This window comes from Deinococcus roseus, from assembly GCF_014646895.1.
Classification (GTDB): domain Bacteria; phylum Deinococcota; class Deinococci; order Deinococcales; family Deinococcaceae; genus Deinococcus_C; species Deinococcus_C roseus.
This window is the reverse complement of the sequence record NZ_BMOD01000008.1, coordinates 139,419-165,352: the sequence shown is the minus strand read 5'-3', so window position 1 is coordinate 165,352 and position 25,934 is coordinate 139,419. Positions and strand designations below refer to the sequence as shown.

Genomic DNA, 25,934 nt, shown 5'->3' with positions numbered 1-25,934 from the left:
CAGCCTAGCAAATCATCTGGCAAACTATTTTGTTTTCAAAGCCTGCCCCGAGATGCAAAAATAACTTTCCTGGCAGGTGGTTGCAAACAACTGGTTCACCCGTCCCAGAACATCGCGGTAATCGCGGGCCAGTTTGTTGATGGGAACAATGCCCAGTCCCACCTCGTTGCTGACCACGAGGGTCTCACCCGTTCTGGATTGGATTTCTGCACACACTGCAGCAGCACGTTCCAGAATTTCTGCTTCAGAAAGCTCCTGCAGCATCAGGTTGGAGACCCACAAGCTCAGGCAGTCAATCAGCAGGGTTCCTGAAGTTTGCTGTACAGCTTCCAGCAGGTTTACAGGAGCTTCCAGGGTCTGGAAGTGCTCTGGACGGTCTGCCTGATGTCTGGAAATGCGTTCCTGCATCTCTCCGTCAAAGGCCTGTGCCGTGGCAATGAAGGTGACAGGGCCATTGGTTTCAGCGGCCAGCCTTTCAGCAAATGCACTTTTGCCGGATCTGGCTCCTCCAGAGATGAAGGTTCTTGTGGGTTGGGTTTCTGGGAAAGTGATATTTAAATGCTTCAATGTCCAGATCCCCTGATGCTCGGTCAGCACGGTCAGGCTGGCTGGGGAGAGTTCAAAATGCTGAAAGTCCAGGGTGAGGCGCAGGATGGCCCGGATCACCCCCAGGTGGCTGACCAGCACTGTGTTGCCTTCTGGAAGCTGGTTCAAGACCCCCTCCACCCGCTGAAAGAAGGCCTGCCCGGATTCTCCTTCAGGAGCACCAGAGGTTGCTGCTGGATCCTGCATGTCTTCCAGCCATTTCAGCGGTGCGTCACCATGCAGTGCTTGCAGTTCTGCCCAGGTGTGACCTGCCATGATGCCAAAATCCATTTCTCTTAAATCTGAATGCACGACAGGAGAGAGGCACAGGGCCTGACAGCTTTGCAGGGTGCGCAGGCTGGGGGAACTCAGGACATGGGCTTCTGGGAGCAGAAAAGGTTTAAGTTTGCCAACAGCCGTTTTTCCTGCTGTGCTCAAAGGTGAGTCTGTGCTGGGGTAGCGTTTCAGGTGGTTGTCTTCTGTGCTTCCATGTCGAATCAAGAACAGGATGCGGCTCATTTGTGTCCTCCTGACACCAGCACCCACAAAAGAAGCACAGCAATTTCAGTGCATTCGATGATGGCCCCATACACATCCCCATTGATGCCCCCTCCCAGCCTGCCTGCAGCAAAACGGGCCACCAGCAGGGCTGACAGCATTCCAGCCAGCAGCATCCACCAGCCACCTGGAAAAACCAGCACTGGAAGGATCAAAAGGAGCCCCATCTGCCACCAGCCTTCTCTGGACCTGGCCCCCAGGGATTCTTCTCTGGCTGCAGGAAACAGGTTCATGGGGATCAATACGGAAAAGCGGGCAATGGCTGGAACAAGGACCAATGGAAAAAGTGTGGTCCATTTGTGGCCATGCAGTTCGGTCAGCAGGCTCCATTTGAACAGCAAAGCCACCACTGCAACAGCCAGCCCAAAAGCCCCGATGTGCACATCTTTGAGGATTTCCAGGCGCTTCTGGGGGGATTTCATGACCAGCAGTGCGTCTCCAGCATCCACCAGACCATCAAAGTGCAGCATTCCGGTGATCCACAACCATGCTGTGAGGGCCAGGGCACCACTGACACCAGCAGGAAAGAACTGACCCAGCAGCAGCACCAGAAACAGGACCAGACCCACAGCATAACCGGCCAGAGGATAGAATCCACTGGCTTTCTTGAATTCTCCTTCCCTGACCTCACCCACGTCTGGGAGAGGCAGGGTGGTCAGGAAAGTCAGGGCGAGGTGGGCGTAACGCAACATTGCCCCACAGTATCACCCTGAACGGGAGGAACCTCGAACAGTTTTGACCCCCGAACATAAAGCATTTTGCATCTGGGACATTTGAAAGCCAGCTCATGGGACCTGCGAATGTACCATTCCAGCGGTCCTCCACACCCAGAACAGGGTGCAACTGCTGGACGTTCGGATTTGCGCTTTACAGGATCCTGCATGATGCGCCTGAGCTTTCGGAGGTAACTCTTTTTGTGGATGATCTGGGGGTTTTTGTGCCAGTAATTCTTGCGCCAGTAGAACCAGGTTTCGGGATCAGAAGAGAGGTCCATTTGCAGGCAAAGCCTGTTTGACATCAGAAAATCTTTTCTCAGGATCAGGCGAAATTCTGGATCAAATTCAATGGCCTCTTGTTCATGTGCCTTGGTCATCAGAGAGCATTTTGATGCAGCCCGCTGGTGCCTGTAGAGATGCTGGGTGCTCCAGAAGGAATCAAAGATCAGAAATCCATCCAGATCTTCTGTCCAGCCACACATTGGACATTTGGTGTCATGTGAATAAGGGGCAATGATGGCCTGCTCGGTGTGCACCAGAGCGCCACAGCCACGACAGGGCAAAAGTTTGTTTTGAGGCATGTTTTCAAGAACTCAAATGGATTTGGGCTGACCCCGTTGCGGAGTTCTTCTTTTCCAGTTTACCCTTTTTGGCTTCTGCCTTCTGTTTGACCCTGACGACGTGCCTCCATAGCGGTCTGGTCGGCACTGGGTCGTTGCCCTTGGCTCTCGGCCCTCGGCGTCTTTAGCGCCTTCTGCTCCCGAATGTTTCACGTGAAACACCCACCCCCGACTTTCCCACTGCAGTGTTAAGCTGTGAGGTGCTGGGAACCGCTCCGCGTAGGACGGTTTGAGGGTGAAAACCCAAGTGGGGAATCTGGTGCGCGGTGCAGGAGATGCTGCGGGCAAGTCCAGAACTGACGCGCAACGGTGATAGATGCAGCAAAAGTCTTCAGTCCGAATGCCACCCCAGTGAATGCCTCGCGATTGGGTGCGTGCAGCGCAATTCAAACCCGCTCGTGTGTGGAGAACCATGCAGAGTCTGGAAACCGAGCAGGTCTGTCTGACCCTCAAACCCTCAAGCCTCATTCTGGATTTTCTGGAGCCCAGAACCGTCCTGTCCAGTGCCCCTTTCAATGGTGGCCTGACCCGCGCAAGGTATGTGCTGAACCGCACGGTGGGGATGGATTTCTGCCCTGTTGATGTTCAACAGGCGGTGCGTGAAGAAATCAGGGCGGTGAACCTGCCTCCCGAACAGACGGTGTGCTGCCTGACTGCAGTGGACGTCTGGAAATTTGGAGAGGGCAGGGCAGAGGAGCAGGGCATCAACGTCACGGCTTTTGTGACGGCGGGACTGGGCAACCTGAGTGCTCCAGGGCTGACCCCAGTCAGTGATCACAAACCAGGAACCATCAACACCATTGTGTGCATCGAGGCCCACCTGCCGGATGCTGCCCTGGTAGAAGCCGTGCAGATGGTCACCGAGGTCAAAGCCCGTGTGCTGCAGGGCCGTGAAACCCGTGAAGGTTTTCCTGGCACCGGAACCAGCACCGACACCGTGACCGTGGTGATGCTGGGAGGCAAAGAAGAGAAATACTCGGGTGCCGTGACCCCGGTGGGCCGTGCAGTGGCCCGTGCCTTTGAAGATGCTTTCAGAGAGGCGATCAAATGAGCAGCCAGCCTCACACCACCAAACCTTACGAGAAACCCCAGGGAGAGCGCCGGGGTCTGCTGATCATCAACACTGGAAATGGCAAGGGCAAGACCACTGCTGCGCTGGGCCTGCTGGTGCGTGCCCAGGGTCGCGGTCTGAGAACCCGCCTGCTGCAGTTCATCAAGCATGAAAGTGCGAATTTTGGAGAGCACCGCAGCCTGAAAACGCTGGGCATTCCTTTTGCAGGGCTGGGAGATGGGTTCTCCTGGACCAGCAAGGACCTGGACCGCAGCAAAGAGATGGCGCAGATGGGCTGGCAGGAGGCAAAAGAGGCCATGCTGTCTGACCAGTATGACCTGATTGTGCTGGATGAGGTGACCTATCCCATCAACTGGGGCTGGATTGATGTGCAGGATGTCCTGGCCACCCTGAAAGCCCGTCCGAAGATGCTGCATGTGGTGCTCACGGGTCGCAATGCCCCTGCTGCACTGATCGAAATGGCTGATACAGTCACCGAGATGACCCCCATCAAGCATGCCTTTGAGGCTGGAATCCCTGCCCAGAAAGGGATTGAGCACTAAACCATGCGCACGTTGCTTTTCCTCGGGGTGGCCCTGGTCTATGTCCTGATCACGGTGCAGGTGATCAGGAAGCCTTCCAGCGTGATGCAGGACCTGGGCCTCAGGTTTGACAACATAAATGGCCTGAGTGAATTTCACGCCATTTATGTGGGGGTGTGGTCGGTCACTGCAGCCATGCTGATTTATGCGGCTTTTTTGCCCCATGAAAGACCTGTGGCCATTTTTGCTGCCCTGATGGTGCTGGCCCAGCCCATGGGGCGCATTGTGGCTTTGTTTCGGGGTGGGGCACCCCGGGGAAAAATGCAGCTGATGTTCATTCTGGAAACCATTGGGGGATTGTGGCTCTGTTTTCTGGCCTGACCATCCTGCTGGCTTTTGGGCTGGACCATCTGGGAGAACCCCCCAGCAAACTTCACCCGGTGGTCTGGATGGGCAATTATTTGCAACTGGCCCGCAGGGTTTTGAAGAAGGGCTTCTTGCCCGGTTTGCTGGGCTGGGGTGTGGGTGCTGGACTGGTGGTGCTGGTTGCTCTTGTGGTTCAGATTCTGCTTCAGCTTTTTCCCACAGGAATCCAGTTGCTCTTGCTGACCCTGTGCCTGAAACCCCTGATGGCCTGGAAAGCCCTGAAACAGGCAGGAGAAAAAGTGCTGGATGCCCCCACCTTGCCAGAGGCCAGACAGGAACTCTCCTGGCATCTGGTGAGCCGCAACACCTCAGAACTGTCTGAAAGTGAAGTGATGGGTGCAGCCATGGAATCCGTGGCCGAAAACCTCTCGGATTCTCTGGTGGCCCCACTGTTCTGGTTTCTGGTGGGAGGGTTGCCCATGGTGGCCTTCTACCGTTTTTGCAACACAGCAGATGCCATGTGGGGTTACCGCAGCCTGGAACTGGAACATTTTGGTAAGGTGGCGGCCCGCATGGATGATGTGCTCAACCTGATTCCTGCCCGGCTGACCGGCGGGCTGATCTGTGCGGTGGGCAAGTCTGAGCGGGCTTTCCAAACCATGTTGCGGGATGCCCAGATGACCCCCAGCCCCAACTCGGGGTATCCGATGGCAGCCCTGGCCGGTCTGCTGGGGGTCAAACTCAGCAAACGGGAAACCTATGTGCTGGGAGCAGAATTCAGGGAACCTGAGCGCAAAGATCTGCAGGAAACGCTGTCTGTCCTCCATCGGGTGGCCTGGGTGGCTGTGGCTTTACTGGCTGTGGTGGCATGTTTCCGCTGATCCCAAAAGCCCTCCACGGGGGCAAACAAGCCGAAGATCAGCCGCTGGATTTCTCGGTGAACAGCAATCCTCTGGGACCCAATCCAGTGTTGCTGCAGGCCTGGAAAGCCGCAGACCTGACCGAATATCCAGAGCCCACCTACCTGCACACCCGCACCGTTCTGGCCCACTGGCATCAGGTCAGACCAGAACAGGTGGTGCTGGGAGTGGGGGCCAGCGAACTGATGTACCGCATCTGTTTTGCCCTGCTCCGTCCTGGAGATGAAGTGCTGTCTGTGGGTGCGCCTTTTGGAGAATTTGCCCGTGCAGTGGAGTTGTGCAGAGGCAAGCTGCAGGTCACAGACCGCCTGAACCCACAGCTCAAACCAGTGAAATTGCTTTACCTCTCCAACCCCCACAACCCAACAGGGCATTTCTGGGAAGACCTGCAACCCTTGCTGGATCAGGCAGAGCATGTGTTGCTGGATGAAGCTTACCTGCCTTTTCTGGGCATCCATCCAACAGCACTTCCCGAGCGGGTGATCCGACTGCAATCTCCAGGGAAGGTGCATGGGGTGGTGGGGATGCGCCTGGCTTATGCCCTGTGCAGCGAACCCATCGCCCAGCAGTTGAGCAACCTGCAGAGTGCGTGGCATTTGCCCGCCAGTCTGGATGTGGCCCTCAGGAGCCTGCCTGTGGCCCAGGATTTTGTGCAGCAGACCCTGCCTGTGGTGCAAAAAGCTGCAGCACAACTGGCTGTTGCCCTGAAGGTCCAGCCTCAGGGTTTGCCTTTCATGCTCTTTCCAGCCCCTGAAACCCCCAGACTGAATGCTTTTCTGCTGGAAAGGGGAATCCGGGTCAGGGACTGTGCCAGTTATGGTTTTCCTGATCACATCCGGGTCAGCACCCAGCTTGAAAAGGATGCATTTTTGCTGCAAGGCCTGCGTGACTTTTATGGCCTGCAGCACTTTTGACCTGCAACACTTTTAAAGAGAAAAAACATGAACCATAAAACAGAAAACATGCACAAAAAACCCCTGAAAACCATCATGCTGATGGGATGCACCTCAGATGCGGGCAAGTCGTTTCTGACGGCGGCCCTGTGCAGGCACTATGCCAACCTGGGTTACCAGGTGCGCCCTTTCAAAGCCCAGAACATGAGCAATTTTGCTGCTGTGACGCGGGATGGACTGGAGATCGGGCGGGCACAGTACCTGCAGGCGCTGGCAGCGAGGGTTTTGCCAGATGTGCGGATGAATCCGGTGCTCCTCAAACCCATGGCAGACACCCGCAGTGCCGTGGTGGTTATGGGCAAGCCTGATCCTGAAATTTCTGCTTTGCCCTGGTTTGACCGCAAACCCAGGCTCTGGGGTGTGGTGCAGGAAGCCCTGCACAGCCTGCAGCAGGAAGCTGAAATCCTGATCATTGAGGGGGCGGGAAGCCCGGCAGAGATCAACCTCAAAAAGAGCGACATCGTGAACATGCGGGTGGCAAAAGAAGCCCAGGCAGAGGTGTACCTGATTGCAGACATAGACAAAGGAGGCGCTTTTGCGCATTTGCTGGGCACCTGGATGTGCCTGGATGAGGAAGAACGGTCTCTGGTCAAAGGCTTCATCCTCAACAAATTCCGGGGAGACAAAACCCTCCTCAGGGAAGCCCCGATGTGGCTTGAACAGCAAACCGGGATTCCTGTGGTGGCCATTGTGGACATGCTGCCCAACAAACTTCCTGAAGAAGACACCCTGCATTACCGGGCAGAACCCAGGTTCGGGGTGAAAAACATTGCGCTGCTGTGTTATCCCTATGCCAGCAACCTGGATGAGTTTGATCCGCTGGTGCACCAGTCCGGGGTGCAGGTGGTGCCGCTCAGGGACCTGCAAAACCTGGAGGTTTACGATGCCCTGATTTTGCCGGGCTCACGCAACACCGCAGAATCCCTGCGCTGGCTGGACCAGACCGGCTGGAAAGTGCAGGTTCAGCAATTTGCATCCACAGGGAAACCTGTTCTGGGCATTTGTGGAGGCATGCAATTGCTGGGCCGCCGCTTGCTGGACCCCCACAACATTGAAAGCGGAGATGCAGAAGGTCTGGGTCTGCTGGAAGTGGAAACCACCCTGGACCCGGACAAGACCACCCTGCAAACCTGCATCCCTTATCTGGATGGTGAGGTCTCAGGTTATGAGATTCACCATGGCATCACCCGCAACCTGGGAGCCACCCCCTGGTTGCCCCATGAACTGGGATGGCAGCAGGGAAACGTCAGGGGGGCTTACCTGCATGGTCTCTTTGAAAACCGGCTTTTTGTTCAGGAATTTCTGAACATCCTGCAGCTTCAGGCCGAAGTGCCAGATTGGAGTGGTGAATTGGAGCAGGAACTCAACAGAATTGCAGAACAGGCAATCAAAACCTCTGGCTGGGAAGGCTTTTTGTCCTGATTGTTCCGCATTTTCTGCACGCTTTGCTTAAATTCTTGCATCAAAATGCGAAACTTCCTGGAGAACCTGCTAGACGTTCATGAAATTTGGGCTTGACTGCACAAATGAAGCACACAAAACGCAAAGGCGGTTACGCTGGAACCATGACGCGCCTTCTTCCCCTGTTGGTGTTGCTCAGCGGCCCTGCCCTGGCTGCAAGCGGCAAGATAGACTCGGGAGACACCGCATGGGTACTTGCCTCAAGTGCCCTGGTGCTCCTGATGACCCCCGGACTGGCCCTCTTTTACGGAGGTCTGGTCTCCACCCGCAGCGTTCTCAACACCATGATGATGAGCTTCGCCGCCATTGCCATTGTGTCGGTGCTGTGGATTTTCTTCGGCTACTCCCTGGCTTTTGGTGAGGGAAGCTGGATCGGCAACCTTTCCCATGCCGGTCTGGCAGGCCTGGACAACCAGGTCTGGGGCACCATCCCCGAATATGTCTTTGTGCTGTTTCAGACAGGTTTTGCCATCATCACCCCGGCCTTGATCAGCGGTGCAGTGGTGGAAAGGATGCGTTTCGGAGCCTACCTGCTGTTCATCACCCTTTGGAGCATTCTGGTGTACATCCCCCTGGTGCACTGGCTGTGGACCCCAAACGGCTGGCTGGCCAAACTGGGTGTGCTGGACTTCGCCGGAGGCCTCCCCATCGAGGTGGCCTGCGGATTCTCTGGCCTGATTGCCGCCATGATGGTGGGTGGGCGTTTTGGCTGGCCCCGCCGTGCTGTGCTTCCCCACAACATGGTTTATGTGCTGCTGGGTGTGGGCCTCCTGTGGTTCGGCTGGCTGGGCTTCAATGCAGGGTCTGCCCTCACTGCTGGAGAAAGCGCAGGACGGGCCATCACCGCCACCAATGCCGCTGGCGCTTCAGCCATGCTGAGCTGGATGCTGTGGGAATACGTGCACTCCAAACGCGCTACCGTGCTGGGTGCGGCCACCGGAAGCATTGCAGGCCTCGTCGCTGTAACACCTGCTGCGGGCTTCATCAGCCCTCTGGCTGCCCTCCTGCTAGGCTTCCTGGCCACCACCGTGTCCTTCTGGATTCTGGCCTACAAGCACAAACTGAAATTCGATGATTCCCTTGACGTGTTCGCCGTGCACGGCATGGGCGGCGTGGTGGGCATCCTGTTCACCGGTCTGTTCGCTTTCACCACCGGGCAGGGCAAAGACCCCCTCACCCAGTTTGGGGTTCAAGCCCTTGGATTGATCTTCACTGTGGCCTTCTGTGCGGGCCTCACTTTTGTGAGCATGAAACTCACCCAGATTTTCATTCCCCTGCGGGTGGATGTGCATGAAGAGAGCATTGGGGTGGACCTGGCCCTCCACCAGGAATCCGGTTACAACAACGATGACTTTGGTTTTTCCACCCAGGACACCAGCAACCTGGCGGCTCCGGTGCTGATCTCCTCGGACTGAGGTTCAGTCAGAACAGAGAAACCGGGCCAGGGCCCGGTTTCTTTTTGGTGCTTGTTTGTTTCAGAGGTTTAGGAAACCTCAGCTGCTTTTTTCCACCACGTAGGCTTTTTCAATGACATCGGGTTGGATTTCCTTGGAAGGACGCATGGGATCGATGCGCTGCAGTCTGTCCAGCACATCCAGACCTTCGGAAACCCGACCAAAGACGGCGTGTTTGCCGTCCAGCCAGGGGGTGTCCACAAAGGTGATGAACAGCTGGGAGCCGTTGGTGTTGGGACCCCGGTTGGCCATGCTGAGCACCCCTTTGCCGCGGTGGCGCAGGTCACGGTCAAACTCGTCTTCGAAGTTGTAGCCAGGGCCACCGCTGCCGGTTCCAGTGGGATCTCCGGTCTGGGCCATGAAGTCTTCCAGCACCCGGTGGAACACGATGCCGTCGTAGTAATGGTTGCGCAGCAGGTACACGAAGTTGTTGACCGTGACAGGGACCTGATCTGCGTACAGGTCAATCACCAGACGGCCTTTGTTGGTTTCAAAAACGGCCTTGTACTGCTTGCCGGGCTCGATGCCATCCCCGAGTTCGGGGGCCTGGTTGAATCGGGTTTTGCGCTCGCTGGACAGCTCAGGGGTGAGGGCATAACCCTGGGGAATGTAAATGTCACTCATCCAGAGCATTGTATGACAAGAAGCGGGAAAAAAAGTGCAGTTTTGCTGCTTTCTGCCTGCAAAGAGGACCATCCCCAGCAGAATCAGGCCACTGGGTTTGAACAGGAAGCCCAGGATCACCAGCAATGGCCCAAGATGGGCTCCGAACATCAGGGCTGGGGATTGTAACCCATCAGGGCCTGAGCGGGGTTGTGCAGGGCATCCTGGAGGGAGGGTCAAAGACCAGGTTTGTCCCCTCCAGGGTTGCGCCCTCAGGCTCCAGCAGGGTTTATGCTGAAACCATGATCACCGGACTGGACCATGTGTTGATTCCCGCTCCCAGAAACAGCGAAGCGGCCGTGAGGGCTTTTTATGGTGGAATTCTGGGCCTGATGGAGCTGGAAAAACCTGCACCCTTGCAGGGCCGTGGAGGGGTGTGGTTTGGCCTTCCAGATGGACGGCAAATTCACGTTGGCAGTGAAGATCCCTTTGTGCCTCAGAAAAAAGCCCATCCCTGCTTCAGAACAGCAGACCTGGAGCAGGTCAAGCGCCATTTTGAACAACATCATCTGGCCTACACCCTGGACGATACCCTGGAGGTGCCCCGGATTTTCACCACCGATCCCTGGGGAAACCGCCTTGAAGTGGTGCAGGGCCAGCACCACAGCACCCTCAAATGAGGTGACAAAAACAGGCCCGTAGCGATGGGGGCGCTACGGGGTTGGGTAGTGGGGGAGAAGCATTCAGGAATGGAAGATGCAGCCTCTTTAAAGAAGCAGGTAACAGTTGTTACTTGCTCTTAGTATAGATCGAAACGGTCTTCATGCTGTCGGGTTCGCCTTCAGCAGGGGCTTCATACTTTTTGATTTTGTCCAGCACATCGAGACCAGACAGCACTTTTCCAAAAACCGTGTATTGACCGTTCAGGGATGTGGCAGGAGCCAGCGTGATGTAAAACTGACTGCCGTTGCTGTTGGGATCCTGGGCACGGGCCATGCCCAGAATGCCCTTCTCATCGAAGTTGAGGTTGGAACGCACTTCCAGACCAAACTGGTAACCCGGTCCGCCCTGGCCCCAGGTGTTGCGGTCTTCTTGCAACGTGTTGGGGTCTCCGCCCTGCACCACAAATCCGTCGATCACCCGGTGGAATTTGATGCCATCGTAGTAGTGGTTGAGGGCCAGAAACACAAAGGAATTCACCGAGGCAGGGGTGTCTTCCTCGAAGAGGTCCATCACGATGTCCCCCTGGGTGGTTTCAATTTTGGCCACGTAATCGGTGTTGTCCTTGAGGATGCGGTCGGGTTCTTCCTTGAAAGAACGGATGGGCTTTTCACTCAGGGCTTTTTCCTGGGTGTAGCCCTTGAGGACTTCCGCTGCAGTGACTGTGGGGGTGGTTTCTGCTGGCTTGGTCTCGGTGGGCTTGGTTTCCGGGGTTTCGGTGGTCTGGGAGGTGCTGGAATCGGTGGTGTCATCTTTGGGTTTGCATGCCACCAGAGATGCAGTGAGGACCATTGCACAAAGCAACCATTTGGATTTCATACAAAAACCATTTTACGCACAGGGAATGAGTGTATTACCATAAGCCGTGACTGTGATCATCACCATCGACGGCATTGCGGCCAGCGGAAAATCCAGCGTGGCATCGCGCGTTGCCAGCAAATTGAAGGTCCCCTACATCAGCAGCGGTTATCTATACAGAGCCGTGACCTACCTGGTGTACGTGACCCAGACCGATCCTGCCGATCAGGATGCCATTGTGGCGGTCTTGCAAACCCATCCCCTCACCCTGATTCCCAGACCCGAAGAAAACGAAGTCTGGCAGGGAGAAGAAAACTATACACCCTTCTTGCACACCACCGAGGTGGACCTGACGGTCAGTGAGATTGCCCAGCATCCCAAAGTGCGGACCTGGGTGACCGAGCAACTCAAAGATTTGCCCCCGCCTTTTGTGGCCGAGGGCAGAGACATGGGCACTGCGGTTTTTCCTCATGCCAGACACAAGTTTTATCTGATAGCCAGCCCACGGGTGCGGGCACAACGCAGGGCAAAGGAACGCCCTGAAGACCTGGAGAGCATTCAGGCCGCCCTGGAAATGCGAGACCGCGAAGACCGGGTGCAATCCAGACCTGCCGAAGATGCCCATGTTGTGGAAACCAGCGACATGACCCTGGAGCAAGTGGTGGAGCACATTTTGAAAGGAGTTTACCTTGATTCCCATTCCCTGGATGTATGACCTGACGGTGTTTCTGTCCAGCCTGCTGGTTTACCCCTCTGGACTGAAAGTGATTGGCAAGGAAAAGCTGCCCCACACCGGGCGGGTGATTGTGGCTGGAAACCATGTGGGCAACATGGATCCTTTTGTGATCACAGTGGCAGCCAAAAGACGACTGCGTTTCCTGTCCAAAAAAGAGCTGTTTGCCCACCCCATCATGAAGTGGTACATGCTCAAGGTGGGCAACATTCCTGTGGACCGGCAAAGCAAAAGCGACATCGCTTCGATCCGCGCTTGCATCAAGGCCCTGGAAGAGGAAGAAGGGTTGGGGATTTTCCCACAGGGCACCCGGGGGGGTTCCCAGGTGATGGGTGGGGTGGCCCTGATTGCCCTGAAGGGCAAAGCCCCCATCATGCCGGTCTATGTGGAGAAGAAAGGCAAGTGGATTGTGCGTTTCGGAGAGCTGATTCCACCCGAAGGCACCATGCAGGAGCTGACCCAGAAACTTGCAGTGGCGCTGGAAAATTTGAAGCAACTGTAGGTGGGCTGAGGAATTGATTAAAGCCTTGCAGGACAGGAATTTTGCGTTCCTGTCTTTTTTTCGCATGAGAGATTGACATTCTTTCCCTGAGAAAGTTATGCTTGGTGTCACAAAAAGCTGTACGGGGTCCATGGTTGCCTAGGTTGGTGCGAACCAGTGGACGGTGTACTGTATTGGGCTTTTTGCGAGGTGACGCATGTATAAAAAAGCGCTTGGTTTGTCCTTAACCACAGCATTCCTGCTGGTGGGCTGTAATAACCTCAAGGCAGACATCATGGCCCCCCTGGTTGTGGTTTCTGGACCGGCAGAAAATGCAGTGATTGCCACCAACAGTGTGGAAATCACTGGCACCCTCTCCGATGACTTCATGGTGGTTGCTGCCAGCTACACCGTCAATGGCGGCGCTCCAAAGGGCATCACCATCAACGCAGATGGCAGCTACAAAATCAACCTCACAGGGCTGGCCGAAGGCGATTACACCGTGGTGATCAGCGCCTGGGACAAAGCTGGCAACCGCAAGGATGTCACCCTGCACTTCAAAGTGCTGTACACCGATGTCACTGCGCCCAGCATTGTGCTTGACGCTCCTGCCAGCGGTTCCACCGTCACCACCCCCTCCACCAACATCAGCGGAAAAATCACCGACAACCGTGGTGTGGCCTCTGCCACCATTTCCATCAACGGTGGAGAAGCCCAGAACCTGACCCTGGGTGCAGATGGATCTTTCACCTTCATGCAAAACAACCTGGTGGACGGCAACTACAACATCAGCATCACCGCCAAAGACACCTCCAACAACACCAAAACCTTCACCTCCTCCTTCAAAGTGGTGCTGCCTGATTTGCTGGAGCCCAACAACACCTTTGACAAGGCCAGCCTGCTGACCTTTGGACAGACCACCGGCAAGGCCATCATTGATGGTTCTGACAGAGATGTGGACTGGTACAAGTTTGAAGGCCAGAAAGGGCAGATGGTTCGCATTGAAGTGATGACCCAGAGCGCCTATGCAGACTCGCAACTGGATTCTGTGGTCTTCCTGTACCCACCCATTTTGAATGCTGCCACGGACTTCCTGGCCTTCAATGACGATGCAGAGCCCCTCAAAGGGACGGACATGGGGTCCAAAATCGAATACACCCTCACCGAAGACTCCACCTATTACATCAAGGTGACCAGTTTCAAAGCAGATGCTGGAATGGCAGACAACGATGCCAAAAACACCTACAAAGTGCGCCTCACTCTGGTAGAAGGAGAGTAATGTGAGCAAGAAGTTCTTTTCATCTCTGACCCTGATCACCGCGACCATCATTCTGGCCGGGTGCTCAGGCGGTACAATCCCCACCCAGAAAAGCCTGCCTGCCCCCCATGCGCCCCAGACCAGTCAGCCCACCACCAAAACATTGCAATCTCAAACCCGCTGGATGGTGGAGTTTGAGACCCAGGGTGTAGGGATCCAGCGTCTGTCTGTGCAAAGCTTCTCCAAACTGGCCGCAGACCAGAACATCCAGTACCAGCAGAACTACGCTTACAGCAGGGTGTTCAATGGGGTGTCGGTCACAACCACCCGTGGCAACATCGAGCGGCTGGCAGCATTGCCAGGTGTGAAAGCCGTTTATCGCGTGGGCCAGATTTCTCTGCCCAAAGATGTTCCCGCAGCAGCACCCAGCCCGGCCCTCACCACAGCCCTCGCACAGACCGGGGCAGACATTGCCCAGAACGAAATGGGCCTGAGCGGTAAGGGCATCAAGGTGGGCATCATTGACACCGGGATCGACATTGACCACCCAGACCTCAAAGACCACATCATCGTCCAGCATGACTTTGTGGGCGACAATTACGGCAAACCCGGCAATTATGTGCCCAAGCCAGACAACATTGCCGATGACTGCAACGGGCACGGAACCCATGTTGCCGGGATTGTAGGTGCACACGGTACGGTCACAGGTGTGGCTCCACAGGCTTCGCTGGGCGCTTACCGGGTTTTTGGTTGTGAAGGTTCCACATACGATGACATCATCATTGCAGCCCTGGAACAGGCCGTTGCAGACAAGATGGACGTTGTGAACATGAGCCTGGGCAGCTTTGGCACCTGGGCCGGTGGACTGCGCTCTGAGGTTTTCAAAAAAGCCGCGGATGCAGGCACCATTGTGGTGGTTTCTGGAGGCAATGAAGGCAAGGAAGGTCCTTTTGCCACAGGCAACAATGCAGCCGATCAAAACACCATTGCAGCGGTCAGCTATGAAGCCACCATGTTGAACCTGAATTACTTCACAGCCAATGGTGTGGATGTGGGTTTCATCAAAGGTTCTGCCAGTGCACCTGTGCCCACCACAGGCACCCTGCCCCTCACCCGCACGGGCACTGCAACCACCACCAATGATGCTTGCAGTCCGCTGCCTGCAGGAAGCCTGACCGGCAAAGCCGTGCTGATCCGTCGGGGCACTTGCGCTTTCACGGTCAAGGCACAGAATGCCCAGGCCGCAGGTGCTGCAGCCGTGGTGATTTACAACAACACAGCTGGCTACATCAGCCCCAGTGTGGTGGCAGACATTCCAGTGGTGTCCATCGAAAAATCTGCGGGTGAAGCCCTGGATGCTAAGCTGGCTGCAGCTGAGGCCGTCACCATCACCTGGAAGTCAGACATCAAGAGCTTCCCCAACCCTGTGGGTGGCTTGCCCTCTGATTTCACCAGTTACGGTCCCACCCAGACCCTTGCTTTCAAGCCTGATGTTGCTGCACCTGGTGGACAGATCTACTCCACCTACCCCTTGGAAAAAGGCGGATATGCCACCGAGAGCGGCACCTCCATGGCCTCTCCCCACGTGGCAGGTTTGATTGCCCTGATGCTGGAAGCCCGCCCCACCCTCAAAGGCAACCTTGAGCGCGTGAGGGGCCTGCTCCAAAACAATGCTGTCCCTGCTGCATTCAAAGGCACCCCTTACCTGGACGCTGTCCACCGTCAGGGTGCAGGCATGGCCAATGTGGTCAAGAGCATCCTGAACCCCGTTTACACCGAGCCCAGCCGTCTGGCCCTGGGCGAAGTGCAGGGCACGGTGTCCAAAACGGTGCGCCTGTACAACAACGGAACCAAGGCGCTCACGTACAAGCTGTCTGTGGCCCCTGCAGTGGGAACCTACGGCACTTACCCCGTGGAGTTCAGTGGAGAAGTTCCAGATGTGCAACTGCAATACTCTACAGTCACCATCTACCCTGGTGAAAGCTTCCCTGTGAAGGTGGACATCACCCCAGCTCCAGATGACCGCGATGGTGTGGTGTTTGGTGGGTACATTGTCATGACCCCCAGCAAAGGTGATGTGGTGCGTGTGCCCTTCATGGGATACAAAGGGGACCTGCAAGCCCTGCCCGCCATGACCGACAACGTCATGACCATGTTCGATCCAGAAACCGGAAATGAGTTCGAGCAGATTGATGGTGCGGTCTTTGACTTCTCCAAAGGACAATTCCCCACCCTTTACTTCCAGATGTCCTATGCTGCCCAGCAAATCGTGATCGATGTGCTTGATGGCAGAACCGACAAACCCATTTACGACACAGGTAGTGAGGTCTACGTTGAGAATGACCTTCCACGCAACCAGCTTCTGAACCCAGACCGTTCTCCTTACTACGACTTCACCTGGTATGGTGGTGCCAAGAAAGCCCAGCTGAAAGCAGGCGTGGCTGTCACCAAGACCGTGAAAGACGGTGCCTACCGTCTGCGTCTGCGTGCCCTGCGTGCAGGTGGAGACCCCACCAACCCTGAGCACTGGGACACCTGGATTTCCCCCCTGTTCTACGTCAAGAACTGAATCCTCTGAAAGCCAGAAAGCCCGGAAATCTCCGGGCTTTCGTTGTTTGCTTGAGTCTGTCTTTTGGGGTTCGGGGTGCTACCACCACCGTGCCCGGCGCACGAAATACCACAACACCCCGACAGCCAGAGCCCCCACCACCAGCACAAAGTAAAACGACCAGTGGGTGTTCTGAAAGGGAATGGGCACATTCATCCCATACAGGCTGGTGATCAGGGTGGGAATGGCTACCATGATGGTGGCCACCGTCATCACTTTCATCACGGAGTTCACGTTGTTGGAGATCACGCTGGCAAACGCACCCATCATGCTGGCCAGAATCTGGGTGGCAATGTCAGTCATCTCGATGGCCTGCTGGTTTTCAATGATCACATCGTCCAGCAGTTCCTGATCGTCTGCGTACATTTCAAAGACCCGGTCCCGGCGCACCCGTTCCATCATGATCTCGTTGGATTTGATGGCGGTTTTGAAGTACACCAGCGATTTTTCCAGCTTCAGCAAAGACAGCAATTCCTGGTTGCGGGTGGAGTTCTCCAGCTGGTCTTCCACGGCATCCACCTGCTTGTTGATCTTGCGCAGATCCACCAGGTAACGCTGGGCGGTCCTGTGAAACAGTTGCAGGGTGAAACGGTTCTTCTTGGCTGTGGAGACATACCGCACCATCCCTTTTTTCATGTCCTGGATGATGGGGTTGTCCTGGGCGCACACCGTCACAATGCAGTGTGTCCCGTGAATGATCCCCAGAGGAATGGTGTCATAGGGAATGTCGCTGTTGTCTCCCAGGGGGAATGAGGTCTGGATCAGGAAGAGGATGAAGTCATCTTCTTTCTCGAAACGGGGCCGTTCGTCCACGTCCAGTGGGTAATTCAGGTAATCGACAGGAATGCCGATTTCGTGGTGCAGGTAGTCAATTTCTTCCAGGCTGGGGGCGATGGCATTGATCCAGCACCCTTCCATGTAATCGTCAACGAGGTGGAGCTTCCCTCCAATGCTGCGGTAGTATTCCAGCATCAGCACACCCCCCCTGCGCAGGTGTTCTTGCGCATGATTGAAACCTCCTAAGGGTCAAACGGGCTTAAAGCAGTGAAGACGGGTGGTGGGAGGGTTGACTGGGAGGGTTGTCTTCTTTTGTCATGCCACCACCTCCTTAGGGGTTCGTTTTTCCAGAACAAGAAAGCGCATTGAAGCGCCGACCCTTCAAGTCTAACAAGGGCTGGAGGGGAATACAAGTTTTGCGGACCGGTTTATTCTTCAGCGTTTTCCAGGGCTGCCAGGGCTTCCTGTGCTGCTTCCAGATGGGACTTGCAGGATGTGTAAGCCGCGGTGGCCTCTCTGAGCAACACCACCAGATCATCCAGGGGCAGTTCGGGGTTTTGCAGTTCTTCGGAGATGCGCTTCAGGGTGAAAAAATCGGTTTCAAAGCTCATGGTTTGGCTCCTTCATGCTGGACTTCCAGGTCTCCATCCTGAAACCGCAGAGTGAAGTGGTTTTGCTTCAGGGCCTGCTGTCGGGTGGCAATGCGTTCCTTTCCCCGGAAGGGCAGCGCATAGCCCCTCTGCAGGGTGCTCTGGGGATCCAGATGGATGATCTGCAACATCTGTTGTTCCAGGGCATGTTTGCGGTTCTGCAGGGCTGTTCGGGTGTTTTGCACCACAACCCCCTTCAGGTGGTTCAGGGCCAGGGTGTATTGCTCCAGGCGCTCATGGGCACACTGCAGGATCTCCTGATAATGCTGCAGGGCTTCCGTGGGTGCCCTGAGGGCCTCCTCAAGCACCCACTGGGCCACCTTGGAGGGGGTGCCCAGACTGAGGGCTGCCACCTCGTCCAGCAGGGTCTGGTCGCGGGTGTGGCCAATGCCAGTGACCACAGGCAGGGGGTACTCACAGAGGGTGCGGGTGAGGGTTTCATCGGAAAGCCAGTGCAGGTCGGTGACAGAACCGCCTCCGCGCAAAAGGACCAGCACCTGCCAGTCCCATTCAGAGCGCAGTTGCTGGGCTTCAATCAGCACTTTCAGCAAAGAGGGAACGGCCTGTTTTCCCTGAAATGTGGCGGTCAGGTAACGAAATTCACACACCCCAGTGTGCTGCAACACCTCTGTGCGCTCCTGAAAATCCCCCAGGCTGGCGGCATCTTCAGGGGTGACCACCAGCACCCTGGAAAGCACCTCTGGAAAAGACAGCCTGGATTGCAGATCCCACACCCCCAGCTTTTGCAGTTTTTCCCGGATGCGCTCCAGTTTGATTTGCAACTGCCCCACTGTAAAAGCCGGAGAAATGTCCAGGATGTTCAGGCTGAAACCATAGCGGGGATGGAACTCCACGGTGGTCTTCAGCAGCACTTCCATGCCTGCCTGCAGGGGATTTCCTGTGGCCGCTTTGAACTTGTTCTCGATGCGGTAACGGTCCCTGGCCCACAAGGAAGCCCGACATTTGGCAATTTCTTCGCTGCCCTCCATCTCAATGAGTTCCAGATACAGGTGCCTGCGGTCTGCCAGTGAGGCAATCTCTGCCTGCACCCACACAAACCCCGAGAAGGTTTTCTGCACCATCAGGCTGGTGTACTGCAGGAGTTCGGAAAGCTTGAGGGTGTCTTCCATCAGTGAACAGTATACAGTTTTCAGTTTACAGTTAAAAACATCTGGCGACTTACGCTTCCAGTGAAGCTCTGGTGGTCTTGAAAACACGACACTGGCCTGATCTGTCTGCTGTGAACTGTGGATTGTTGACTTCCCAGAATCGTGATCCACCTTTTGCTTCCTTTGCGCCCCACACTGTAGAATGGGACGGATATGGGAGTGGTTCGTTTCACCAAACAGCGTCAGGCCATTCTGGATGTGGTGCAGGGCACCGATGTGCACCCGGATGCCTCCTGGGTGTATGCACAGGTCAAACAGCTGATGCCCAACATCAGCCTGGGGACCGTGTACCGCTCACTGGAGGCCCTGGCAGACGATGGTTACCTGCTGAAGATCCACAGTGCCGGAGATGTCACCCGTTACGATGCCCGCAAAGAAGACCACCACCATGCGGTGTGCAAATGCTGTGGCAAGATTCTGGACGTGTTCTCCCCCCATGTGCGGGAGTTGAAAAAAGCGCTGGCCGCCCTCCCTTCAGGTTTTGAGTTGCAGGAAGTGCGTCTGGAATTTCATGGCATCTGCCCTGAGTGTGCCACCCGCCGCTCCACGCACTGAAAACAAAGCTCAGCGTTTTTCCCAGTCCAGAATTTCTTTTTTGCGCTCAGGACCCCAGCGGTATCCGCTGATGGAACCGTCGCTGCGCACCACCCTGTGGCAGGGAATGACCAGGGCCACCACGTTGCTGGCACAGGCACGGGCCACCGCCCGGACGGCTTTGGGTTCACCCAGGGTGGCAGCCACCTGGGCATAAGAGCGGGTTTCGCCTGCTGGAATGCGCCGCAAAGCCTGCCAGACTTTCCACTGGAAGTCGGTGCCCCGCACATCCAGGGCCACCTCCACGGTCTGGGTTTTGCCCTGCAGATAATCCAGCAGGGCTTCCCGATAAAGTCGGGTTGCTTCGGCATCCTGCACCAGCTGGGCTTTCGGATAGTCCTGCTGCAACTCCTGCAACAAGGTGTCCTGGTCCCCGAATTTCAGGCTGCACACCCCCAGTTCGGTGCTGCCCAGCAGCATGAAACCAAAAGGGGTGTCGAAGGTGTCGTAAAAAATGGTCATGTTTTTTCCTCCCTGCTGGTAGGTTCTGGGCCGCATGCCCAGAAAACCACTGCTGCGCTCATAAAGGGCACGCAACGATTCGAAACCCGCTTCGTACAGGCTGCGGGTGATGCTGTGGTGGGCCAGTTCTTCCCGGAAGCGCTCCAGTTTCTGCAACTGGGCAAATTGCTTGGGGGTCATGCCGGTGTGTTTCTTGAAGGCCCGGATGACCTGATGGGGGGTGTGCCTCAGGTTTTCACTGAGTTGCTGCACCGTCAGGGCAGGCTGTTCCAGCAGCATCTCAGCAATCTTTTCGGTGAGGCGCAGGGAGTCTGGGATGGGCCCAAACCCCTGTGCTTTGGCTTCCTGCTCAGAAGCAAAAAAGACCAGGTCCTGCGGCTCAGGCAGCAAGCGCAAATCTTCCGGGCTGTAGTACACCGAGAGGTATTTCACCCCAATCCACATCCCGGACAGGTCATGCTGCTTCAGGGCTTTGTGGGCATCAACGGACATGGTTTCAGCTTAAAGGTCCAGGGCAAACAAAACCATCCGATTCTGGATGCTTCACTCTTCTTCCACCGCAGGCAGTTCCACCCGGAAGGTGGCCCCTCCTCCGGGGGTGTCCAGCACCTTGATGCTGCCCTGGTGCATGCGGATGATCTGGGCCACAATGGTGAGCCCCAGCCCACTGCTCCCCGAGTGCTTGCCCCGGTAGAACTTCTGGAAGATTTTCTCTTTCTCTTCGTCGGTGATGCCAGGGCCGTGGTCAATCACTTCCACCCTCAGGGTGTCTTTGATGCGGGTGGCTGCAATTTCCACTTTGGTGATGTCTCCAGCAGCACGGGAGGCATTGCTGACCAGGTTGCGCCACACCTGGTTCAGGCGCTCGGGGTCTCCAATCAATTCCAGAATGCCACTGGTGTTGACCTCCAGCCCTGGAAAATCTCTGGAGAGGTCGTCAAGCTGTTCATCCAGCTCAATGAAGTGGGGGGTGTAAGACTGCTGGATTTCCCCACGTGAGAGTTGCAACAGGTCATTGACCAGCCGGGTCATGCTTTCTGAAACGCGGGCCGCATCCCGGATGTACTGCTTCTGCTCTTCGGGAACTTCCCGTTCTGCCCGGCGCAAATAACCACTGATGGCGGTCAAGGGGGTCCTCAGCTCGTGGCTGGCCTCTGCCAGCAGCACTTTCTGCTGGTGGATGGCTTCCCCCAGGCGGTTGAGGGTGCGGTTGAGGGTGCCCACCAGCAAGCCCAGTTCATCGTCTGCTCCATGATACTCAATGGGTTTGAGGTTGTTCTCGTTGATGGCGCGGGTCTGGCGGGACACATCCACCAGAGGGGCCAGGGCGGTGCGCGTTACCACATACACAGCAGCAATGGAGATGATCAGCATGCCCAGCACCACCCCGGCCAGCACCGTCAGGGCGTCTTTTCCCACATTGTAAAGGTAGGTGGTGTCTTTGCGAATGGCCAGCGTGAAATCTGCCCCTGCAAATTTGGTGGGCTTCAGGAAAATCAGGTAGTTGCGTCCGCCATAGGTGCGTTGAAACACCTCGTTGTTGTTCTCCTGCAAATCCGAGAGGGTCAGGGCTGGAATAGAGCTTTTGTAGATGCGCTCTCCGCTGTCCGGGTCGTACATGTCCACTTCCAGACCCCCGGTGGAGGTCTGTTTCTGGTCCCCATCAATGTCTTTGCGGTACACCTCATCGATCAGGGCAGCGTCCTGGGTCAGCTGGTTTTTTTCCTGGTTGTTGAGCCCCACAAAGAGGGCCACAAAAGCAGAGGCTGTGCCCACCAGAATCACCAGCAAAGTGAGGGCACTGACCAGCAGGATGTTTCTGGCACGGATGCTCAGCATGAAGGTCCCATCAAAAAAGACACCTGCAGGTTTTGCAGGTGCAGAACAAAATTCTGGGTCATATCAGGAGGGCCTTTTTTGTTCCTCAGGGGGTTTTCAGGGCATAACCGATGCCACGCACGGTGCGGATCAGACCGTAACCGTCCAGGTCGCGCAGTTTGGCCCGCATGTTGGCCATGTGCACATCCACCACGTTGCTGTTGGAGGGCAGTTCACCGTTCCAGACTTCCCGTTCGATTTCCTCGCGGGAGTACACCCGTCCAGGCTGACGCGCCAGGAAGGCCAACAGATCAAACTCCTTGGGAGAAAGGCGCACTTCCTGCCCGGCGTACTGGCACAGGCGTTTCTGGGGGTGGATTTCCAGTTTGCCAATGGCAATCACTTCGCCCTGTTGCTGGTGCCTGAGTTGCACCCGCACGCGGGCAATCAATTCATCGGCATGGAAGGGTTTGGTGAGGTAATCGTCTGCTCCGGCTTCCAGCAAATTGACTTTGCGGTCCACAGCGTCGAGTGCCGTCAGGATGATGATGGGCACACTGCTGGTCTTTCTGAGTCTGCGGGCAATTTCTGCACCATCAAAGTCAGGGAGACCCAGGTCCAGAATCACCAGGTCGGGGTTTTGTTCACGGGCCATGGTCAGACCGCTGACTCCATCGGGAGCAGCCAGAACCTGGTATCCCGAACGCTCCAACTCGTAGGTGACGATGTTGGTGATGTCGAGATTGTCCTCAATGATCAGGATGCGTTTTTCCATCTGCGCTTCTCCTTCAGGTCAGGGGGGTCAAGTGCGGGTCATTCGAATTTCAGGCGGATTTTGTAGTTCTCACTGAGTATTTTACGAAAACTGTTTCTGCCTGTCCCAAAGTCGAGCAGAATGTCTTTGCCGTCGTTGGTGGTGATCCCCTCAAAACCTTTCTTGATCTGGTTGGGCTGTGGGGTCACGATCAGCATTTTGACTTCGGTTCCCCCCGGCAACATGTTTTTGTTGTTGATTTTGAGGTTCAGGGTGAAATCCTGAATTTCCCCACGGGCGATGGAGGTGGCCCCCTCTTTGCTGGTGATCAAAATCTGGGTGCCATCGGGAAGGGACGGGACGCCCAGACCGATCAGTGTTGCGAGGGTAATGAAGACCATGCCTACCATACTGTCACCCATGCTATAGGCTCAACCCCTCAGATTGCACAGAAGCGCATGAACCTTTCTTAATCTTAATTCAAAAGTCACTGGTGGCCCACCAGGGCTCGCGTTTTGCCGCTCTGGGAGCGTGAGGATCTTTGAGGGCAGTCAGGGTTCGGGCCAGTCCATCCCAGGCACTGTCTTGCAGGGGGTCCAGTTGCACGGTTTGCTGGTAGGCATTGGCTGCCAGACGCACCTGCGAGCCCTGCTCATAGCCTTCTGCAAGGCTGAGCAGCAACCTGAGCTGGGATTCCATCAATTCTGCACGGCGATCTGCACACCAGTCGGAATCAAAATCCGGCAGAAACGTTCCATAGGTGTTGACCGCCTGCTGCAGCAGGTCGAAATTCTGTGAGTTGGTCAGGGCTTTCTGGGCAAGCTGGGTGTAATTGCGCACATCGTATTCCAGAGACAGTTTGGGGTCAATGAAATAACGGCGGTTGTTGGTGGCAATCACCTCTGGATACAGCGACTTTCTCAGGCGGTGGAGGGTGGTGTGAAACAGGCTGCTGGCCCGCTCCTCGTCTTTTTCAGGCCACAGGGCTTCTGCAGCTTCCCAGCTGGAGACCTGTCCTTTTTCCAGCAGGAAGTAAAACAGTTCACAGGCTTTTCTGGAGGCCCAGGTCACCACTTCCTTCTGGTACAGCACCACCGACTTGTTGAGGGCGAACACCTGCATCAGCACGCTGGGTTCTGGCGAGGCCTTGAATTCCTGCACCCTCCTGAGGCGGAGCTCAATGGCGTCCAGAAGTTCCTGGCGGTCAAAGGGCTTGGCGAGGTAATCATCTGCGCCGCTGCCCAGCCCGGCCCGAATGTGCTGGATTTCCGCATGGCTGGACAGGAACACAAAGGGAACATGGGTGATTTTCATCTCTTCCCGCACCACTTGCAGGAAGCTAAGACCGTTCATGGAAGGCATGGCAAGATCCGAAACGATGATGTCTGGAACCTGATTGCGCAGGAGTTCCAGCGCAGCAAAAGCACTGCTGGCGGTCATCACTTCATATCCGGCCCGTTCCAGGGTCATTTTAATCAGTTGCAGGATGGACGCTTCATCATCCACGACCAGGACTGTAGGCATGGTGTTAGTTTATCAAAATTCGTACAGCTGCGTTGCAAGCGTGGTTTTTCACACAGAGTGGGGATGCCGAGGGCACAGGGCCGAGAGCCGAGAGCCGAGAGCCGAGAGCCGAGAGCCGAGAGCCGAGAGCATCATGTCTATGTCTCAGATTTTTTGTCAATGGAATCAGACAATGGATGGCATGAACTTTTCTGTATTTGCAACAATGCCTGAGCGCCTCAGCATGTGCTCTCTTTGCCCTCGGCTCTCGGCCCTGTGCCCTCGGCATCTTTCCCACAACCCACACAACATCCACCCCTGAATTATGTTATAATCGTACTCAGTTGCGCAGATACACCCCTTCCCAGCTGCCCGTTTTTTGGTATACTTGTGTCTTGCGGTTTCCCGCATGAAAGGAGGTGCAACATGACCCAGTATGATCTGAACCTGATCCTCAACCCCAACCTGAGCAGCGAGCAGGTCCTCACCGAGAAGGAATACGTGGAAGCCACCGTCAAGAACGCCGGAGCTGAAATCGTAAAAGTGGATGAGCCCGGCAACCGCCGCCTCGCCTACACCATCGAGAAGGACCGCGAAGGGTACTACCTGTACTACACCATCAAGGCCAGCGGCAACCCCCTGACCACCATTGGTGATGTCCTTCGCCTGCGTGACCACGTCCGCCGCGTGGTGGTCGTCAAAGACCGTCCCGAGTGGAAAACCAAAAAAGCGTAAATTTTTGACGCTTTTGGGGAATTCACCCTCAGTGCTTAAGCATTAGAAGTGCGTTCCCAACAGGGTTTTCCCGAATCCCAAAAGCTCGGGCTATGTGACAGAGTAAGTAAGCAAATCCATAAGCTGTGAACACGAACGAAGGAGAACACAAATGGCTCGAGGAATGAATCACGTTTTTCTTGTTGGAGCACTCGCCCGCGACCCCGAACTGCGTTATACCCCCAACGGAACCCCCGTTTGCGATTTGACCATTGCTGGCGAAGATCAGGTTTTAGGATCTGACAGCCAGACCCGCAGCCTTCCCTGGTACCACCGGGTCGGACTGATGGGCAAGCCCGCCGAAGCCGCCGCTGAACAGTTCAAAGCTGGCAGTGCCGTGGTGGTGGAGGGCAGCATGGAACAGCGCGCCTGGGAAGATCCCAACGGACAGAAACGCAGCATGATCAGCATCAAAGCACTTCGTGTGGATGGGCTTGCCCGTCCTGAAAGTGACCTGGTGCGGGACAGCGGCGGCGGTTTCCGCCTGCAACACGCCCTCAACGAGGCTGTGCTGGTTGGAAATCTGGGGCGCAAGCCCGAACTCCGTTACACCCCCAGTGGGGACGCTGTGGTGGGTTTTTCCATCGCAGTCAGTGAATCCTGGAAGGGCCGTGACGGAAACTGGCAGGAAAAAACGCACTGGCTGGACATCAACGCCTGGCGTGAACTCGCCGACCTGGTGGCCACCCTGGACAAAGGGGATTCGGTGCTCGTGCATGGTCGGATCAAGAACGAAACCTGGACCGACCGTGATGGACAGAAACGCAACTCTACAAAAGTAGAAGCGACTCGCGTCGAAGCTTTAACTCGAGGTCCGGCTCCATCTGGTGCAGTCGGAACCACCCAGCCCGCAGCCCAAAAAGCCTATGGGAATGCAGGCAACGCAGCGAAAGCTGCAGGGACCCAATCGAGAAGCTTGGATATTGATGAGGGCTTAGATAATTTTCCACCAGAGGAAGAAGATCTTCCCTTTTGAGCAACTGCCTGTTTTGAGGCAGTTCTAAGG

At 55.9% G+C, this 25,934-nt stretch carries 28 protein-coding genes; 15 read left to right on the top strand and 13 right to left on the bottom strand.

Translation table 11 applies throughout. From position 1 onward, the window contains the following. Window positions 1–24: 24 nt before the first annotated feature. Genes cobU through IEY52_RS12730 form a run of 3 tightly spaced genes read right to left on the bottom strand, consistent with a single transcriptional unit; the run spans window position 25 to window position 2,236 of the window. A complete protein-coding gene (gene cobU, locus IEY52_RS12740) occupies window positions 25–1,104 on the bottom strand; it encodes a bifunctional adenosylcobinamide kinase/adenosylcobinamide-phosphate guanylyltransferase (protein WP_189003068.1) in 1,080 nt (359 codons plus the stop codon). Continuing rightward, the gene (locus tag IEY52_RS12735) at window positions 1,101–1,835 is read right to left on the bottom strand and encodes an adenosylcobinamide-GDP ribazoletransferase (RefSeq protein WP_189003067.1); all 735 of its coding nucleotides are present in this window, start codon (window positions 1,833–1,835) and stop codon (window positions 1,101–1,103) included. Before IEY52_RS12735 ends, cobU begins: the two co-directional genes overlap by 4 nt. Beyond that, window positions 1,808–2,236 (bottom strand): hypothetical protein, encoded by a 429-nt coding sequence (locus tag IEY52_RS12730; RefSeq protein WP_189003066.1) that lies wholly within the window; start codon window positions 2,234–2,236, stop codon window positions 1,808–1,810. The genes IEY52_RS12735 and IEY52_RS12730 overlap by 28 nt, the downstream gene beginning before the upstream one ends. A 655-nt stretch (window positions 2,237–2,891) precedes the next feature. Between IEY52_RS12730 and IEY52_RS12725 the strand changes: the two genes are divergently transcribed. The 7 genes from IEY52_RS12725 to IEY52_RS12695 all read left to right on the top strand — a co-directional run bounded on the left by IEY52_RS12725 (window position 2,892) and on the right by IEY52_RS12695 (window position 9,187). Then, on the top strand, window positions 2,892–3,530 hold the full coding sequence (locus IEY52_RS12725) for an adenosylcobinamide amidohydrolase (RefSeq protein WP_189003065.1): 639 nt from the start codon (window positions 2,892–2,894) through the stop codon (window positions 3,528–3,530). After that, on the top strand, window positions 3,527–4,093 hold the full coding sequence (gene cobO / locus IEY52_RS12720) for a cob(I)yrinic acid a,c-diamide adenosyltransferase (RefSeq protein ID WP_189003064.1): 567 nt from the start codon (window positions 3,527–3,529) through the stop codon (window positions 4,091–4,093). The genes IEY52_RS12725 and cobO overlap by 4 nt, the downstream gene beginning before the upstream one ends. 3 nt (window positions 4,094–4,096) lie before the next feature. After that, window positions 4,097–4,453, top strand: coding sequence for a DUF4345 family protein (locus tag IEY52_RS12715; protein ID WP_189003063.1), 357 nt, complete (start codon window positions 4,097–4,099; stop codon window positions 4,451–4,453). Continuing rightward, window positions 4,432–5,319 (top strand): adenosylcobinamide-phosphate synthase CbiB, encoded by an 888-nt coding sequence (gene cbiB, locus IEY52_RS12710; protein WP_229684772.1) that lies wholly within the window; start codon window positions 4,432–4,434, stop codon window positions 5,317–5,319. Before IEY52_RS12715 ends, cbiB begins: the two co-directional genes overlap by 22 nt. Continuing rightward, entirely contained in the window at window positions 5,307–6,272 is a 966-nt protein-coding gene (locus IEY52_RS12705; protein WP_189003062.1) for a pyridoxal phosphate-dependent aminotransferase, read from the top strand. Before cbiB ends, IEY52_RS12705 begins: the two co-directional genes overlap by 13 nt. Before the next feature lie 48 nt (window positions 6,273–6,320). Beyond that, window positions 6,321–7,733, top strand: coding sequence for a cobyric acid synthase (locus IEY52_RS12700; protein ID WP_229684771.1), 1,413 nt, complete (start codon window positions 6,321–6,323; stop codon window positions 7,731–7,733). Between the two features lie 104 nt (window positions 7,734–7,837). Continuing rightward, window positions 7,838–9,187, top strand: coding sequence for an ammonium transporter (locus IEY52_RS12695; RefSeq protein WP_229684770.1), 1,350 nt, complete (start codon window positions 7,838–7,840; stop codon window positions 9,185–9,187). A 78-nt stretch (window positions 9,188–9,265) separates the two neighbouring features. On the opposite strand, the gene IEY52_RS12690 is transcribed toward IEY52_RS12695, so the two are convergent. After that, window positions 9,266–9,850 (bottom strand): peptidylprolyl isomerase, encoded by a 585-nt coding sequence (locus IEY52_RS12690; RefSeq protein WP_189003061.1) that lies wholly within the window; start codon window positions 9,848–9,850, stop codon window positions 9,266–9,268. Window positions 9,851–10,131: 281 nt separating this feature from the next. Between IEY52_RS12690 and IEY52_RS12685 the strand changes: the two genes are divergently transcribed. Next, complete coding sequence (locus IEY52_RS12685; RefSeq protein ID WP_189003060.1) at window positions 10,132–10,509, top strand: VOC family protein; 378 nt, start codon at window positions 10,132–10,134, stop codon at window positions 10,507–10,509. A gap of 109 nt (window positions 10,510–10,618) precedes the next feature. On the opposite strand, the gene IEY52_RS12680 is transcribed toward IEY52_RS12685, so the two are convergent. Next, window positions 10,619–11,368: a peptidylprolyl isomerase gene (locus IEY52_RS12680; RefSeq protein WP_189003059.1), complete on the bottom strand. Its 750-nt coding sequence runs from the start codon at window positions 11,366–11,368 to the stop codon at window positions 10,619–10,621. 46 nt (window positions 11,369–11,414) lie between these two features. Here IEY52_RS12680 and cmk point away from each other — a divergent pair, with 46 nt between their 5' ends. The 4 genes from cmk to IEY52_RS27045 all read left to right on the top strand — a co-directional run bounded on the left by cmk (window position 11,415) and on the right by IEY52_RS27045 (window position 16,388). Further along, a complete protein-coding gene (gene cmk, locus IEY52_RS12675) occupies window positions 11,415–12,062 on the top strand; it encodes a (d)CMP kinase (RefSeq protein ID WP_308425016.1) in 648 nt (215 codons plus the stop codon). Then, window positions 12,037–12,582, top strand: a complete 546-nt coding sequence (locus tag IEY52_RS12670) for a lysophospholipid acyltransferase family protein (protein ID WP_229684769.1) — start codon at window positions 12,037–12,039, stop codon at window positions 12,580–12,582. The genes cmk and IEY52_RS12670 overlap by 26 nt, the downstream gene beginning before the upstream one ends. 274 nt (window positions 12,583–12,856) lie before the next feature. Then, window positions 12,857–13,840: an Ig-like domain-containing protein gene (locus IEY52_RS12665; protein WP_189003058.1), complete on the top strand. Its 984-nt coding sequence runs from the start codon at window positions 12,857–12,859 to the stop codon at window positions 13,838–13,840. 1 nt (window position 13,841) lies between these two features. After that, window positions 13,842–16,388: a S8 family serine peptidase gene (locus IEY52_RS27045; RefSeq protein ID WP_189003057.1), complete on the top strand. Its 2,547-nt coding sequence runs from the start codon at window positions 13,842–13,844 to the stop codon at window positions 16,386–16,388. A gap of 78 nt (window positions 16,389–16,466) precedes the next feature. On the opposite strand, the gene IEY52_RS12655 is transcribed toward IEY52_RS27045, so the two are convergent. The 3 genes from IEY52_RS12655 to xseA all read right to left on the bottom strand — a co-directional run bounded on the left by IEY52_RS12655 (window position 16,467) and on the right by xseA (window position 18,984). Beyond that, entirely contained in the window at window positions 16,467–17,399 is a 933-nt protein-coding gene (locus tag IEY52_RS12655) for a magnesium transporter CorA family protein (RefSeq protein WP_189003056.1), read from the bottom strand. Window positions 17,400–17,632: 233 nt separating this feature from the next. Then, entirely contained in the window at window positions 17,633–17,815 is a 183-nt protein-coding gene (gene xseB, locus IEY52_RS12650; RefSeq protein WP_189003055.1) for an exodeoxyribonuclease VII small subunit, read from the bottom strand. After that, entirely contained in the window at window positions 17,812–18,984 is a 1,173-nt protein-coding gene (gene xseA, locus IEY52_RS12645) for an exodeoxyribonuclease VII large subunit (RefSeq protein ID WP_189003054.1), read from the bottom strand. Before xseA ends, xseB begins: the two co-directional genes overlap by 4 nt. Before the next feature lie 192 nt (window positions 18,985–19,176). On the opposite strand from xseA, the gene IEY52_RS12640 reads away from it, so the two are divergent. After that, window positions 19,177–19,578, top strand: a complete 402-nt coding sequence (locus tag IEY52_RS12640) for a Fur family transcriptional regulator (protein WP_189003053.1) — start codon at window positions 19,177–19,179, stop codon at window positions 19,576–19,578. A gap of 9 nt (window positions 19,579–19,587) precedes the next feature. Here IEY52_RS12640 and IEY52_RS12635 read toward each other — a convergent pair whose 3' ends face one another. From IEY52_RS12635 to IEY52_RS12615, 5 genes are all read right to left on the bottom strand, one after another. Then, on the bottom strand, window positions 19,588–20,571 hold the full coding sequence (locus tag IEY52_RS12635) for a bifunctional transcriptional activator/DNA repair enzyme AdaA (RefSeq protein ID WP_189003052.1): 984 nt from the start codon (window positions 20,569–20,571) through the stop codon (window positions 19,588–19,590). Between the two features lie 51 nt (window positions 20,572–20,622). Next, complete coding sequence (locus IEY52_RS12630) at window positions 20,623–21,918, bottom strand: HAMP domain-containing sensor histidine kinase (protein ID WP_189003051.1); 1,296 nt, start codon at window positions 21,916–21,918, stop codon at window positions 20,623–20,625. Between the two features lie 85 nt (window positions 21,919–22,003). Continuing rightward, the gene (locus tag IEY52_RS12625; protein ID WP_189003050.1) at window positions 22,004–22,672 is read right to left on the bottom strand and encodes a response regulator transcription factor; all 669 of its coding nucleotides are present in this window, start codon (window positions 22,670–22,672) and stop codon (window positions 22,004–22,006) included. A gap of 38 nt (window positions 22,673–22,710) precedes the next feature. After that, entirely contained in the window at window positions 22,711–23,052 is a 342-nt protein-coding gene (locus IEY52_RS12620) for a hypothetical protein (protein ID WP_189003049.1), read from the bottom strand. Between the two features lie 79 nt (window positions 23,053–23,131). Beyond that, entirely contained in the window at window positions 23,132–24,175 is a 1,044-nt protein-coding gene (locus IEY52_RS12615; protein WP_189003048.1) for an AfsR/SARP family transcriptional regulator, read from the bottom strand. Window positions 24,176–24,580: 405 nt separating this feature from the next. Between IEY52_RS12615 and rpsF the strand changes: the two genes are divergently transcribed. Both rpsF and IEY52_RS12605 read left to right on the top strand, forming a co-directional pair. After that, on the top strand, window positions 24,581–24,889 hold the full coding sequence (gene rpsF / locus IEY52_RS12610; RefSeq protein ID WP_189003047.1) for a 30S ribosomal protein S6: 309 nt from the start codon (window positions 24,581–24,583) through the stop codon (window positions 24,887–24,889). Window positions 24,890–25,040: 151 nt separating this feature from the next. Further along, a complete protein-coding gene (locus IEY52_RS12605; protein WP_189003046.1) occupies window positions 25,041–25,904 on the top strand; it encodes a single-stranded DNA-binding protein in 864 nt (287 codons plus the stop codon). Window positions 25,905–25,934: the final 30 nt, after the last annotated feature.

Excerpts from the sequence above, each read along its gene's own strand:
- IEY52_RS12655 (WP_189003056.1), bottom strand. The coding sequence starts at position 17,399 with ATGCTGGAATACTACCGCAGCATTGGAGGGAAGCTCCACCTCGTTGAC.
- IEY52_RS12715 (WP_189003063.1), top strand. The coding sequence starts at position 4,097 with ATGCGCACGTTGCTTTTCCTCGGGGTGGCCCTGGTCTATGTCCTGATC.
- IEY52_RS12695 (WP_229684770.1), top strand. The coding sequence starts at position 7,838 with ATGAAGCACACAAAACGCAAAGGCGGTTACGCTGGAACCATGACGCGC.
- IEY52_RS12640 (WP_189003053.1), top strand. The coding sequence starts at position 19,177 with ATGGGAGTGGTTCGTTTCACCAAACAGCGTCAGGCCATTCTGGATGTG.
- IEY52_RS12680 (WP_189003059.1), bottom strand. The coding sequence starts at position 11,368 with ATGAAATCCAAATGGTTGCTTTGTGCAATGGTCCTCACTGCATCTCTG.
- IEY52_RS12605 (WP_189003046.1), top strand. The coding sequence starts at position 25,041 with ATGGCTCGAGGAATGAATCACGTTTTTCTTGTTGGAGCACTCGCCCGC.
- IEY52_RS12705 (WP_189003062.1), top strand. The coding sequence starts at position 5,307 with ATGTTTCCGCTGATCCCAAAAGCCCTCCACGGGGGCAAACAAGCCGAA.
- IEY52_RS12730 (WP_189003066.1), bottom strand. The coding sequence starts at position 2,236 with ATGACCAAGGCACATGAACAAGAGGCCATTGAATTTGATCCAGAATTT.
- IEY52_RS12615 (WP_189003048.1), bottom strand. The coding sequence starts at position 24,175 with ATGCCTACAGTCCTGGTCGTGGATGATGAAGCGTCCATCCTGCAACTG.
- IEY52_RS12725 (WP_189003065.1), top strand. The coding sequence starts at position 2,892 with ATGCAGAGTCTGGAAACCGAGCAGGTCTGTCTGACCCTCAAACCCTCA.
- rpsF (WP_189003047.1), top strand. The coding sequence starts at position 24,581 with ATGACCCAGTATGATCTGAACCTGATCCTCAACCCCAACCTGAGCAGC.
- cobO (WP_189003064.1), top strand. The coding sequence starts at position 3,527 with ATGAGCAGCCAGCCTCACACCACCAAACCTTACGAGAAACCCCAGGGA.
- xseB (WP_189003055.1), bottom strand. The coding sequence starts at position 17,815 with ATGAGCTTTGAAACCGATTTTTTCACCCTGAAGCGCATCTCCGAAGAA.
- IEY52_RS12735 (WP_189003067.1), bottom strand. The coding sequence starts at position 1,835 with ATGTTGCGTTACGCCCACCTCGCCCTGACTTTCCTGACCACCCTGCCT.
- IEY52_RS12700 (WP_229684771.1), top strand. The coding sequence starts at position 6,321 with ATGCACAAAAAACCCCTGAAAACCATCATGCTGATGGGATGCACCTCA.
- xseA (WP_189003054.1), bottom strand. The coding sequence starts at position 18,984 with ATGGAAGACACCCTCAAGCTTTCCGAACTCCTGCAGTACACCAGCCTG.
- IEY52_RS12620 (WP_189003049.1), bottom strand. The coding sequence starts at position 23,052 with ATGGTCTTCATTACCCTCGCAACACTGATCGGTCTGGGCGTCCCGTCC.
- IEY52_RS12635 (WP_189003052.1), bottom strand. The coding sequence starts at position 20,571 with ATGTCCGTTGATGCCCACAAAGCCCTGAAGCAGCATGACCTGTCCGGG.
- IEY52_RS12690 (WP_189003061.1), bottom strand. The coding sequence starts at position 9,850 with ATGAGTGACATTTACATTCCCCAGGGTTATGCCCTCACCCCTGAGCTG.
- IEY52_RS12665 (WP_189003058.1), top strand. The coding sequence starts at position 12,857 with ATGGCCCCCCTGGTTGTGGTTTCTGGACCGGCAGAAAATGCAGTGATT.
- IEY52_RS12685 (WP_189003060.1), top strand. The coding sequence starts at position 10,132 with ATGATCACCGGACTGGACCATGTGTTGATTCCCGCTCCCAGAAACAGC.
- IEY52_RS12630 (WP_189003051.1), bottom strand. The coding sequence starts at position 21,918 with ATGCTGAGCATCCGTGCCAGAAACATCCTGCTGGTCAGTGCCCTCACT.
- IEY52_RS12625 (WP_189003050.1), bottom strand. The coding sequence starts at position 22,672 with ATGGAAAAACGCATCCTGATCATTGAGGACAATCTCGACATCACCAAC.
- cobU (WP_189003068.1), bottom strand. The coding sequence starts at position 1,104 with ATGAGCCGCATCCTGTTCTTGATTCGACATGGAAGCACAGAAGACAAC.